The organism is Enterobacter cancerogenus (genome assembly GCF_019047785.1).
GTDB lineage: Bacteria > Pseudomonadota > Gammaproteobacteria > Enterobacterales > Enterobacteriaceae > Enterobacter > Enterobacter cancerogenus.
Genome location: NZ_CP077290.1, coordinates 827,534 through 840,296 on the forward strand (window position 1 = coordinate 827,534; position 12,763 = coordinate 840,296).

At 54.8% G+C, this 12,763-nt stretch carries 12 protein-coding genes; 2 read left to right on the forward strand and 10 right to left on the reverse strand.

The window, feature by feature from the left end; all coding sequences use genetic code 11:
- Positions 1-5: 5 nt before the first annotated feature.
- From fabF to yceD, 8 genes are all read right to left on the reverse strand, one after another.
- Positions 6-1,247 (reverse strand): beta-ketoacyl-ACP synthase II, encoded by a 1,242-nt coding sequence (fabF, locus tag I6L58_RS03880; protein WP_058609144.1) that lies wholly within the window; start codon positions 1,245-1,247, stop codon positions 6-8.
- 91 nt (positions 1,248-1,338) lie between these two features.
- Positions 1,339-1,575: an acyl carrier protein gene (acpP, locus tag I6L58_RS03885; RefSeq protein ID WP_003857954.1), complete on the reverse strand. Its 237-nt coding sequence runs from the start codon at positions 1,573-1,575 to the stop codon at positions 1,339-1,341.
- Between the two features lie 153 nt (positions 1,576-1,728).
- Positions 1,729-2,463 carry a 3-oxoacyl-ACP reductase FabG gene (gene fabG, locus I6L58_RS03890; RefSeq protein WP_058609145.1) on the reverse strand — a complete coding sequence of 245 codons (735 nt, stop codon included), beginning with the start codon at positions 2,461-2,463 and terminating at the stop codon, positions 1,729-1,731.
- Between the two features lie 12 nt (positions 2,464-2,475).
- On the reverse strand, positions 2,476-3,405 hold the full coding sequence (gene fabD, locus I6L58_RS03895; RefSeq protein WP_088207505.1) for an ACP S-malonyltransferase: 930 nt from the start codon (positions 3,403-3,405) through the stop codon (positions 2,476-2,478).
- Positions 3,406-3,419: 14 nt separating this feature from the next.
- Positions 3,420-4,373, reverse strand: coding sequence for a beta-ketoacyl-ACP synthase III (locus tag I6L58_RS03900; RefSeq protein ID WP_058609147.1), 954 nt, complete (start codon positions 4,371-4,373; stop codon positions 3,420-3,422).
- A gap of 6 nt (positions 4,374-4,379) precedes the next feature.
- Positions 4,380-5,414 (reverse strand): phosphate acyltransferase PlsX, encoded by a 1,035-nt coding sequence (gene plsX / locus I6L58_RS03905; protein WP_071599697.1) that lies wholly within the window; start codon positions 5,412-5,414, stop codon positions 4,380-4,382.
- 80 nt (positions 5,415-5,494) lie between these two features.
- Positions 5,495-5,668, reverse strand: a complete 174-nt coding sequence (gene rpmF / locus I6L58_RS03910) for a 50S ribosomal protein L32 (protein ID WP_003857964.1) — start codon at positions 5,666-5,668, stop codon at positions 5,495-5,497.
- A 16-nt stretch (positions 5,669-5,684) separates the two neighbouring features.
- Positions 5,685-6,206: a 23S rRNA accumulation protein YceD gene (yceD, locus tag I6L58_RS03915; RefSeq protein WP_088207506.1), complete on the reverse strand. Its 522-nt coding sequence runs from the start codon at positions 6,204-6,206 to the stop codon at positions 5,685-5,687.
- Positions 6,207-6,346: 140 nt separating this feature from the next.
- Here yceD and I6L58_RS03920 point away from each other — a divergent pair, with 140 nt between their 5' ends.
- Positions 6,347-6,931 carry a Maf family protein gene (locus tag I6L58_RS03920; RefSeq protein WP_088207507.1) on the forward strand — a complete coding sequence of 195 codons (585 nt, stop codon included), beginning with the start codon at positions 6,347-6,349 and terminating at the stop codon, positions 6,929-6,931.
- A gap of 95 nt (positions 6,932-7,026) precedes the next feature.
- On the opposite strand, the gene rluC is transcribed toward I6L58_RS03920, so the two are convergent.
- A complete protein-coding gene (gene rluC, locus I6L58_RS03925; RefSeq protein ID WP_006174676.1) occupies positions 7,027-7,974 on the reverse strand; it encodes a 23S rRNA pseudouridine(955/2504/2580) synthase RluC in 948 nt (315 codons plus the stop codon).
- Between the two features lie 572 nt (positions 7,975-8,546).
- On the opposite strand from rluC, the gene rne reads away from it, so the two are divergent.
- On the forward strand, positions 8,547-11,738 hold the full coding sequence (gene rne / locus I6L58_RS03930) for a ribonuclease E (protein WP_088207508.1): 3,192 nt from the start codon (positions 8,547-8,549) through the stop codon (positions 11,736-11,738).
- A 46-nt stretch (positions 11,739-11,784) separates the two neighbouring features.
- Here the strand turns inward: rne and I6L58_RS03935 are convergent, their stop codons facing one another.
- The gene (locus tag I6L58_RS03935) at positions 11,785-12,732 is read right to left on the reverse strand and encodes a LysR family transcriptional regulator (RefSeq protein WP_390881714.1); all 948 of its coding nucleotides are present in this window, start codon (positions 12,730-12,732) and stop codon (positions 11,785-11,787) included.
- Positions 12,733-12,763 lie beyond the last annotated feature (31 nt).

A 12,763-nucleotide genomic window follows, 5' to 3' on the forward strand; every position in this document is an offset into this window, starting at 1 on the left:
CAGACTCAGATCTTTTTGAAGATCAGAGAACCGTTGGTGCCCCCGAAGCCGAAGGAATTACACAGGGTATACTCCATACCGCTGACCTGGCGCGCTTCGTGTGGAACGAAGTCCAGATCGCAACCTTCATCCGGGTTATCCAGGTTGATGGTTGGCGGTACGGCCTGGTCGCGCAGCGCAAGGATAGAGTAGATAGACTCTACCGCGCCTGCCGCACCCAAGAGGTGGCCGGTCATGGATTTGGTGGAGCTCACCATCACGCGGCTGGCCGCGTCGCCGAAGATGGACTTAACCGCCTGGGCTTCTGCTTTATCGCCAGCGGGCGTAGACGTCCCGTGGGCGTTCACGTAACCGATCTGTGCAGGGGTAATGCCTGCATCGCGAAGCGCGTTTTCCATCGCCAGCGCAGCACCTGCGCCGTTCTCTGGAGGAGACGTCATGTGGTAAGCATCGCTACTCATACCGAAACCAACGATTTCAGCATAGATTTTCGCGCCACGTTTTTTAGCATGTTCGTACTCTTCCAGCACGATCATGCCAGCACCGTCGCCCAGCACAAAACCATCACGGTCTTTATCCCACGGACGGCTCGCCGCCTGAGGATTATCGTTGCGGGTTGAAAGCGCACGCGCCGCACCAAAGCCGCCTACACCCAGTGGGGTACTGGCTTTTTCTGCACCGCCAGCAACCATCGCATCTGCATCACCGTAAGCGATGATACGTGCGGCCTGGCCGATGTTATGCACGCCGGAGGTACAGGCGGTGGCGATAGAAATGCTTGGACCACGAAGGCCGAACATGATGGTCAGGTGACCTGCCACCATGTTAACAATCGTTGACGGAACGAAGAATGGGCTGATCTTACGTGGGCCACCATTCATCAGCGATGTATGGTTTTCCTCAATCAGGCCAAGACCGCCAATACCGGAGCCGATAGCGGCGCCAATACGGGTTGCGTTCTCTTCCGTAATTTCAAGGCCAGAATCCTGCATGGCCTGAACGCCAGCGACAATTCCATATTGAATGAAGGCATCCATCTTACGCTGTTCTTTGCGCGAGATGATCTCTTCACAGTTAAAATCCTTTACTAAGCCAGCAAATTTCGTTGCGTAGGCGCTAGTATCGAAATGGTCGATTAGGCTGATGCCGCTCTGACCGGCAAGGAGAGCTTTCCAGGTGGACTCTACGGTATTGCCGACAGGAGACAACATGCCAAGTCCGGTCACAACTACACGACGCTTAGACACGTTTGTCCTCCAGGGAGGGATAAAAAAAGAGATTCGTGGGACTAAAAAAGATAAAACTCAGGCGGTCGAATGACCGCCTGGAGATGTTCACTTACGCCTGGTGACCGTTGATGTAATCAATGGCAGCCTGAACGGTGGTGATCTTCTCAGCTTCTTCGTCCGGAATCTCAGTATCAAACTCTTCTTCCAGAGCCATTACCAGCTCAACGGTGTCAAGAGAATCTGCGCCCAGGTCTTCAACGAAGGAAGCGGAGTTCACAACTTCTTCCTGCTTAACGCCCAGCTGTTCGCCGATAATTTTCTTAACGCGTTCTTCGATAGTGCTCATACTCTTAAATTTCCTATCAAAACTCGCTTTCGCGATGGTTTTCGTAGTGTATAAAATGTTGAAAAATTTGCAACTAAATCCCGGCAGGTCTTACCACGATTTTACGTTATTTTGAGGCCATTCGACCTAATAACGCAAATTTTTTTATCGTGGTTAAACCATGTACATCCCGCCATTGACGTGGAGAGTCTCACCAGTGATGTAACTCGCTTCGTCAGAGGCTAAAAATGCAACCGCGCTGGCGATTTCTTTAGGGTCGCCAAGACGACCCGCCGGAACTGCTGCCAGCGTACCCGCACGCTGCTCATCAGTCAGCGCACGCGTCATGTCCGTTTCAATAAAACCCGGAGCAACAACGTTTACAGTAATACCGCGGGACGCGACTTCACGCGCCAGCGATTTACTGAAACCAATCAGACCCGCTTTCGCCGCAGCGTAGTTAGCCTGACCAGCATTTCCCATGGTACCAACCACGGAACCAACAGTGATAATACGACCATGACGCTTCTTCATCATAGCGCGCATTACCGCTTTTGACAGACGGAATACAGATGAAAGATTGGTTTCGATAATATCGTTCCACTCATCATCTTTCATTCGCATCAGCAGGTTGTCGCGAGTGATCCCGGCATTATTTACCAGAATATCCACTTCACCAAATTCTGCGCGAATATTTTCCAGAACAGATTCGATAGATGCAGGTTCGGTCACATTCAGCACCAGACCTTTACCGTTCGCACCCAGATAGTCACTGATGGCCTGAGCGCCATTCTCGCTGGTTGCTGTACCAATCACCTTCGCGCCGCGCGCAACCAGTGTTTCAGCAATAGCGCGCCCGATACCGCGGCTTGCGCCGGTCACGAGAGCGATTTTTCCTTCAAAACTCATGGTATTCCTCTTTTATTGCGAGAGTGCCGCTGACAGTGCGTCCGGCTCGTTAATCGCCGAGGCAGTCAGGGTGTCAACAATACGTTTTGTCAGACCGGTGAGGACCTTACCAGGACCGACTTCATACAGATGCTCAACGCCCTGGGAAGCCATAAACTCAACGGTTTTGGTCCACTGTACGGGGCTATAAAGCTGACGAACCAGCGCGTTACGGATAGCGTCCGGCGCCGTTTCGCATTTCACATCGACGTTGTTCACAACGGAAATCGTCGGTGCGTTAAAGGTGATTTTTTCCAGCTCAACCGCCAGTTTATCGGCAGCAGGCTTCATCAGCGCACAGTGGGACGGCACGCTAACAGGCAGAGGCAGCGCACGTTTTGCGCCCGCCGCTTTGCAGGCGGCACCCGCACGTTCAACCGCTTCTTTATGACCGGCGATAACCACCTGGCCTGGCGAATTGAAGTTCACCGGTGAAACGACCTGACCGTCTGCAGATTCTTCACAGGCTTTCGCAATAGCCGCATCGTCCAGACCGATAATGGCAGACATGCCGCCCGTGCCTTCCGGCACCGCTTCCTGCATGAACTTGCCACGCAGCTCTACCAGACGCACCGCGTCAGCGAACGCGATCACACCGGCGCAGACCAGCGCAGAGTATTCACCCAGGCTATGACCCGCAAGCAGAGCTGGCGCTTTGCCGCCCTGCTGCTGCCATACGCGCCACAGCGCAACGGAAGCCGTCAGCAGCGCTGGCTGAGTTTGCCAGGTTTTGTTCAGCTCTTCGGCCGGGCCCTGTTGGGTCAATGCCCAAAGATCATAACCCAGCGCATCGGAAGCTTCACGAAAAGTCTCTTCAATGACCGGATAGGTCGCTGCCATTTCAGACAACATCCCAACGGCTTGTGAGCCCTGACCCGGGAACACAAAAGCAAATTGCGTCATTTTTTATCCTTATCCTAGAAACGAACCAGCGCGGAACCCCAGGTGAACCCACCACCGAAGGCTTCAAGCAGGACCAGCTGGCCCCGTTTGATTCGTCCATCGCGTACCGCTTCATCAAATGCGCACGGTACCGATGCCGCAGAGGTATTGCCGTGACGATCGAGCGTCACCACAACGTTATCCATCGACATACCCAGCTTTTTCGCGGTCGCACTGATGATGCGCAGATTCGCCTGATGCGGAACCAGCCAGTCGAGCGCGGAGCGTTCAAGATTGTTCGCTTCCAGCGTCTCATCAACAATGTGCGCCAGCTCGGTCACTGCCACCTTGAATACTTCATTACCCGCCATCGTCAGGTAAATGGAGCTATCCGGATTGACGCGATCGGCGTTAGGCAGGGTCAGCAATTCACCGTAGCGACCATCTGCATGCAGATGCGTGGAGATGATACCCGGTTCTTCAGACTGCCCAAGCAGGACTGCGCCTGCGCCGTCGCCAAAAATAATGATCGTGCCGCGATCGGCAGGATCGCAGGTCCGCGCGAGCACGTCTGCACCGATCACCAGCGCATATTTGACGGAGCCGGATTTTACATACTGATCGGCAATACTCAGCGCATAGGTGAAACCTGCGCAGGCGGCCGCCACGTCAAATGCCGGGCAACCTTTAATACCGAGCATGTTCTGCACCTGACACGCTGCGCTTGGGAACGCGTGCGTGGCGGAGGTCGTGGCAACCACGATCAAACCAATCTGCTCTTTATCAATACCCGCCATCTCAATGGCACGCTGTGCTGCTTCAAAGCCCATGGTCGAAACGGTTTCGTCTGGCGCGGCGATACGACGTTCACGGATACCTGTGCGCGTGACAATCCACTCGTCAGACGTATCTACCATTTTTTCGAGATCGGCGTTGGTTCGCACGTTTTGTGGCAGATAGCTGCCGGTACCTAAAATCTTCGTATACATGTACGCTCAGTCACTTTTAGCTAATACAGATCCCAGGCGAGCGGCAATCCGCTGAGGGACTTGTCGCTGCACCGCCTGCACTGCCTGTTCAATCGCGACGGAAAATGCTCGCTGATTAGCCGCACCGTGACTCTTGATCACGATGCCGCGCAATCCTAACAGACAGGCGCCATTATACTGGTCGGGGTTGAGGTGACTGAATCGCCGCGTCAGGCTTTTTTGTAACCAACGCTTTAATAAAATGAGCCACCAGGACCTTTTTTTACCCTCTCCCTGCGATTTCAGCAGGGAAAGAAACATTCTTACAACCCCTTCCATGGTCTTCAGCGTTACGTTCCCGGTGAAGCCATCACACACCAATACATCCGTTTTTCCCGTCAATAACTCATTGGCTTCGAGATAACCAATATAGTTGATGGACGGTACCTGTTTAAGCAATTCTGCGGCATCGCGAATGCTGTCCAGGCCTTTGGTCTCTTCTTCACCAATATTGAGTAACGCCACGCGGGGATTACGGATCCCGACCACGTCTTCTGCCAGCACCGAGCCCATCACGGCAAACTGCGCCAGCATTCTACTATCACAATCAACGTTGGCACCCAAATCCAGTACCACCGTCTTGCCCTTCTGCTGATGCGGTAACACCGTGACCAGCGCCGGGCGCTCAATACCCTCGATAGGTTTGAGCAATAATTTCGCCAGCCCCATCAGCGCGCCGGTATTCCCCGCACTGACGCAGGCCTGCGCTCGACCTTCTTTCACCAGCTCCAGCGCGATGCGCATAGAGCTACCGCGGCTATTGCGGATGGCCTGCGATGGCCGTGCATCACTGGCAATAACTGACTGCGCAGGAATAATCTGCAGACGTGAACGTTGTTCAAAGTCAGCTTTTGCAAGTAATGGCGTGATTGTGTCGGGATTGCCGACTAAAAGAAGTGTGAGTTGCGAATTAGAGTTCAGTGCCTGCAAAGCTGCAGGCACTGTCACGGAAGGGCCAAAATCTCCCCCCATGACATCTAACGCCAGGGTTAGACGTGTCAAGGTATCGTCGCAGCCTGGTTAGGTACATTCCCCGTTTGCACGGGGAAATCCTCACTAAGCCTAATCACGCAAACGCGTGATTACTTAGTGATAACCTTGCGGCCGCGGTAGAAACCGTCAGCGGTGATGTGGTGACGCAGGTGTTTCTCACCAGAAGTCTTGTCTACAGACAGGCTGGTAACTGCAGTCAGCGCGTCATGGGAACGACGCATGCCACGTTTGGAACGGGTTGGTTTATTCTGTTGTACGGCCATGGACCTTACTCCTCAATTACTTACGCTTTAAGCTGGCTAATACGGCAAATGGGTTTGGTTTTTGCGCTTCATCAGGCAGTTCCCCAAAGACCATGTCCGCCTCGGACACTTCACAGTGTTCAGAATCATGCACCGGAACGACTGGCAAGGTGAGGATGATTTCATCTTCAACCAGCGCCAGAAGATCGATTTCACCGAATTCGTTAACCTCAATCGGCTCGTACGCTTCCGGGAGTGCTTCAGCCTGTTCGTCGGAACGCACCGGGCTAAAACAATACGTTGTGTGAACATGCTGTACAAACGGTTTCCCGCAACGCTGGCATTCGAGCGTTACCGTCATCTTTGCATCACCGGTTAAAACGGCAAGGCGCTGGTTGTCGATAGCGAACGACATGGAGCATTCTACATCACTGTCCACACTGACTACGGATTCGGCAATACGCTCTGCCTGATCGGAAGAATAGATTCCTTCATAATCGAGGCGTTTTTGAGCCGTACGAACCGGATCAAGAGTCAGGGGTAATTTTACCTTTTGCATAGGGCGCGCATATTAACTTTGTAACGTCATAGAGTCAAAGAAAAAGGCAACCAGAGCTGCCTTTTGCCAATTATTCGCACACATTGCGGCCTGTAGTTTAAAATGGCTGGCATCGATACGCTATATCTGGTGAAAAAAATATGCCAAATCTCGTTCTCGCATCCACTTCACCCTACCGCCGAATGTTGCTGGAAAAACTGGGGATCCCTTTTGAATGTGCCGCACCGGACGTTGATGAAACACCTCAACCCGGCGAAACGCCACGTCATCTGGTTACCCGTCTGGCTCAGGAGAAGGCCCAGTCGCTAGCCGCAAATTATCCTGCTCATTTGATTATAGGCTCCGATCAGGTTTGTGTACTGGACGGTGAAATCACCGGAAAGCCCCATACCGAAGAAAAAGCCTGCCAGCAGCTGATGCGCGCCCGCGGCACCATTGTGACCTTTTATACGGGGCTTGCTCTCTACAACTCGGCCTCGGGCCACCTGCAAACCGAATGCGAGCCTTTCGACGTGCATTTCCGCCACCTCAGCGAGCAGGAGATTGTGGATTACGTGCGTCGTGAAAGGCCGCTGAACTGCGCGGGAAGCTTTAAAAGTGAAGGACTGGGCATTGCACTGTTCGACAAGCTGGACGGCCGTGACCCCAACACGCTGGTGGGATTACCGCTGATTGCGCTGTGCCAGATGTTAAGGCGCGAAGAGTATAATCCGCTGACGGTGTAACCGTTGCGGCCTGATGCCCTCACCCCGGCCCTCTCCCACAGGGAGAGGGAGAAAAACATGTAGGCCGGGTAAGCGCAGCGCCACCCGGCACGTAATCAACCGCGCAGCACTTTCAGGCAACGTTTTAACTGCTCGTCCAGCGGCGCTTCAATGCGAATAACCTCACCCGTGTTCGGATGGGTAAACTTAAGCGCCGCCGCATGCAGGAACAGACGAGACAGCCCTGTACCGGCCAGCTGCTTATCGAATTCACGATCGCCATAGCGGTCGTCAAACGCGATAGGATGCCCGGCATACTGGGTATGCACGCGGATCTGATGGGTACGGCCTGTGACCGGGCTGCAGCGAACCAGAGTCGCAAACTCATAGCGCTCTTCAACTTTAAAGCGCGTCTCAGACGGCTTGCCTTCCTGGTTCACGCGCACGATGCGCTCGCCGCTTTGCAGAATATTTTTCAGCAGCGGTGCCTGCACCACTTTTACATGCGACTGCCACTGGCCGCGCACCAGCGCCAGATAGTCTTTCTGCATCCCTTTCTCACGCAGTTGTTCGTGCAGAGAACGCAGCGCAGAACGTTTTTTCGCCACTAACAGTACGCCGGACGTGTCGCGGTCAAGGCGGTGCACCAGTTCAAGGAAACGGGCCTCAGGGCGCAGCGCACGCAGTCCTTCAATCACGCCAAAGCTCAGGCCGCTGCCGCCATGCACCGCCGTACCCGACGGTTTATTCAGCACCAGAATATGGTCATCTTCATAGAGGATCACATCGCTTAGCGCGGCCACTTTCTGCAGCTTAGGGGAAACAACCTCTTCTTCACGTTCCGCCACGCGGACCGGCGGGATACGAATTTCATCCCCTGCTTCGAGCTTATACTCTGGCTTCACGCGCTTTTTGTTAACCCGCACCTCGCCCTTACGCAGGATGCGATAAATCATGCTCTTTGGTACACCCTTAAGCTGGGTTCGCAAAAAGTTATCGATACGTTGCCCCGCGTCATCTTCGGCGATAGCAACCATTTTTACGGCTGGAGTCTCTGTTTTCATGGTTGGCGATTCTAAATATCGTCTGGCATTAGCGCCACTCATTTTTCTATGCTTATATTTACTTTTACCCGGCCTGCCCTTCGTTTCGCGCAATCGATTTGGTGGTTATTAAACCAATCACAACATTGAAGTGGAGAAACTGTGAGTAACCGGGTGATAATTGGTAAAAGTCATCTTGCTATAACCCGGCGAGCAATGGAATAATGAAGCCGTTTTCCGTGTTAAATCCAGGTTATAAAAGGATCTCAACGGAATAACCCATTTTGTCTGACCGATCATCCACGCAGCAATGGCGTAAGACGTATTGATCTTTCAGGCAGTTAGCGGGCTGCGGGTTGCAGTACTTCCCGGTATAAGGATTGTTCTCTGGAGAGTTTTACCCAGGCAATTCCCCTGATAATTGCGCTGTGTTTCCGTATGAAATACAGGCAACCGACACTCTGCGCCTCTTAAGCGAGCGACAACCGTGAGGTTGGCGACGTGAATAGACACGAGGCCATCGGTTCATACCCAGGAAAGCGTCACCTTGCCCGCAGCTTAGTCGTCAATGTAAGAATAATGAGTAAGTTTCGATGAAAAGAATGTTAATCAACGCAACTCAGCAAGAAGAGTTGCGTGTCGCCCTCGTGGATGGGCAGCGCCTGTACGATCTGGATATCGAAAGTCCTGGACACGAACAGAAAAAAGCGAACATTTACAAAGGCAAGATCACCCGCATTGAACCCAGCCTTGAAGCTGCATTTGTCGATTACGGTGCTGAGCGTCACGGTTTCCTCCCTCTCAAAGAAATTGCCCGCGAATACTTCCCTGCCAACTACAACTCCCATGGTCGTCCGAACATCAAAGATGTTCTGCGCGAAGGCCAGGAAGTTATCGTTCAGATTGATAAAGAAGAACGTGGCAATAAAGGCGCCGCGCTGACCACCTTTATCAGCCTGGCGGGGAGCTATCTGGTTCTGATGCCAAACAACCCGCGTGCGGGTGGTATCTCTCGCCGCATCGAAGGTGATGACCGTACCGAGCTGAAGGAAGCGCTGGCAAGCCTTGAGCTGCCAGACGGCATGGGACTTATCGTTCGTACCGCAGGCGTGGGCAAATCTGCCGAAGCGCTGCAATGGGACCTGAGCTTCCGTCTTAAGCACTGGGAAGCCATCCAGAAAGCAGCTGAAAGCCGCCCTGCTCCGTTCCTGATCCACCAGGAAAGCAACGTTATCGTGCGTGCCTTCCGTGACTACCTGCGTCAGGACATCGGCGAAATTCTGATTGATAACCCGAAAGTGCTTGAGCTGGCTCGCCAGCACATTGCCGCGCTGGGTCGTCCGGATTTCACCAGCAAAATCAAACTGTACACCGGTGAAATCCCGCTGTTCAGCCATTATCAGATTGAGTCGCAGATTGAGTCTGCCTTCCAGCGTGAAGTGCGACTGCCATCCGGCGGCTCTATCGTTATCGATACCACCGAAGCGCTGACCGCTATCGACATCAACTCCGCACGTGCTACGCGCGGCGGTGATATCGAAGAGACCGCGTTCAACACTAACCTTGAAGCCGCTGATGAAATCGCCCGCCAGCTCCGCCTGCGCGACCTGGGTGGCCTGATCGTTATCGACTTCATCGACATGACCCCGGTTCGTCACCAGCGCGCGGTTGAAAACCGTCTGCGTGAAGCGGTGCGTCAGGACCGTGCGCGTATCCAGATTAGCCATATTTCTCGCTTTGGCCTGCTGGAGATGTCACGCCAGCGCCTCAGCCCGTCGCTGGGTGAATCAAGCCACCACGTCTGCCCGCGCTGTTCCGGTACCGGCACCGTACGTGATAACGAATCCCTGTCTCTCTCCATTCTGCGTCTGATTGAAGAAGAAGCGCTGAAAGAGAACACCCAGGAGGTTCACGCGATTGTTCCCGTGCCAATTGCCTCCTACCTTCTGAACGAAAAACGTGCCGCGGTTAGCGCCATTGAAGCGCGTCAGGGCGGCGTACGTTGCATCATCGTGCCAAACGATCAGATGCAAACCCCGCACTACCACGTCCTGCGCGTTCGCAAAGGTGAAGAGACGTCAACGCTCAGCTACCTGCTGCCTAAGCTGCATGAAGAAGAGATGGCCCTGCCATCCGATGAAGAACCCGCCGAGCGTAAACTGCCTGAGCAGCCTGCGTTAGCCACCTTCATCATGCCGGAAGCGCCGCCGGAAGCCGCAATGGAAAAACCGGCCGCTAAACCTGCTGCGCAAAAAAGCGCGCCAGAAGTGGCGAAAGCCCAGCCGGAACAGCCGGGTCTTCTGAGCCGTATCATCGGTGCGTTGAAGAAAATGTTTGCAGGCGAAGAAGCTCAGCCGGAGCAACCAAAAGAAGCGCCGAAGCAAGCTAAGCCAGAACGTCAGCAGGATCGTCGTAAGCGTCAGAACAACCGCCGCGATCGTAATGACCGCAGTGACCGTAACGAGCGTAACGATCGTAACGAACGCAATGACCGCAACGAGCGTCGTGACAATCGTGCCGATAACAACGAAGGTCGTGAACAACGCGAGGACAACCGTCGCAACCGTCGCGAGAAGCCACAGCAGAACGTGGAAGATCGTGAAATTCGCCAGCCGACAGGTGACGAGTCTGACAAGACTAAACAGCGTGACGAGCAGCAACCTCGCCGTGAGCGCAGCCGTCGTCGTAACGACGAGAAACGCCAGGCGCAGCAGGAAGTTAAAAGCCTGAACCGCGAAGCACCGGTTGAGCAGCAGGAATCCGAGCAGGAAGAACGCACTCAGGTTATGCCGCGTCGCAAGCCACGCCAGCTCTCACAAAAAGTACGTGTTGGTGACGTACAGGCGGAAGAGGCTGTGGTTAGCGCAGTGGAAACCACTGAAATCGAAACCGGTACGCAGCTGGCGAAAGTTGACTTGCCTGCCGTGGTCGACACCAACGTTGAACAGGACGATAACACTGAAGGCCGCGATAACGCTGGTATGCCGCGTCGCTCCCGTCGTTCTCCACGCCATCTGCGTGTGAGCGGCCAGCGTCGTCGTCGCTATCGTGATGAGCGTTACCCAACGCAATCACCGATGCCGCTGACCGTAGCCTGCGCATCGCCGGAAATGGCTTCAGGTAAAGTGTGGATCCGCTATCCGGTTGCTCGTCCGGAGCAGGCTGTTGAAGAACAGGCTGTCACCGAAGAGGTTATCGCACCCGTCGCCACCGTAGAAGACGTTGCGGTGCAAGCGGCTGCCGTTGTCGAACCTCAGGTCGTTGAGCCACAGGAAGTTGAGCCTCAGGTCGTTGAACCACAGGCCGTTGAAACAGCGCCTCAGGCCGTTGACGTTGAAACCACGCACCCTGAAGTGATTGCTGCGCCGGTTGAAGCCGCACCGCAGTTCATTGCTGAAGAAGACGCGGTTGTCGCACAAGACGTCGCGCAAGACGCTGAGCCAGCAGCCACTGTCGAAGAAACCGCTGACGTGGTTGTCGAAACCGTTACTGAAGATGTGGTTCAGGACGTCGAACTTGACGTCGAGCCTGTGCGTGAAGCCGAAACCGTGGAAGAGAAAGCGCCAGAGGTGAAACCCGAGCCGGTTACCGCTGCCGTGACGCCAGCCCACGTTGCCACCGCGCCGATGACGCGTGCTCCTGCACCGGAATATGTGCCGGAAGCGCCGCGCCGCAGCGACTGGGTTCGTCCTGAGTTCCACTTTGATGGGAAAGGTTCTGCCGGTGGTCACAGTGCTACGCACCAGGCGACTGCCCCAGCAACCCGCCCACAGTCAGTTGACTAACGCGCGTTGAAGCGAAAAGCCGACCCTCGGGTCGGCTTTTTTATTGCTATTCTGCAGGCTTTGTCATGCCGGCAATGTCTGGCATAACCTGTCGGATCATCTCCAGAAAACGCCGCAAGCGCGCCGGGTAATAACGAGACCAGGGGTAAACCAGATGAACCGGCAGCGCCGCCGGTTGCCACTCCGGCAGCAGATGCACCAACCGCCCCTCCCTGATATCTTCCTGAACCGTCCAGCTTGAGACAACCGCAACGCCCAGCCCTGTTAATGCGGAATTACGCGCCACGTACAGGCTGTCCGTGCTCAGGCGCGGCGTAATGGCAATGCGCACCGGGCGATCGGATTTACCGTCATACAGCTCTACGTGGCGCTGATAGAAGGTACTGATAGCCACCCACGGAAGATGCTGCAGGTCGTCCGGAGATGAGACCGGCGGAAACTGAGCCAGCAGCGAGGGCGCGGCCACCACGCAGCGCGGCACTTCCGCCAGCAAAACCGAGACCGTGGCAGGATCCACCTCGGCCCCGACACGGATAGCACAGTCGAGGTTGTCCCCTAAAAAGTCGACCGATTTATCATTCAGCAACCATTCGACGGAGAGCTGCGGGTAGCGCTGCAAAAACGTCGTCAGGGGCTTCAGAAGCTGATCCTGACCAAAGGCATGCGGGGCCCGCACGCGCAAAACCCCGACCGGTTCGTCCTCGTTTTGCCCGACCTCATCCTCCAGCGCCAGCCAGCTATCAATCACCCGTCGTGCATGCTGATAGCAGCGTTCGCCGTCGTCGGTGAGCCGGGTCGTATGTGTGGTTCTCACCAGCAGGCGCACGCCCAGCAGCGTCTCAAGAGACTGTAGCCGTCGGCTGACGGTAGCCTGGGTTGTCGAGAGCTGGCGCGCGGCCGCCGAGAGAGACCCCGCTTCGACGATTCGCACAAAGGTGCGCATTAATTCAACCCGGTCTATACGTTCTACCCGCTTCATATTTTTATCTGCCATACGTTCAACGTATAAGCGTTTTACCACCGGG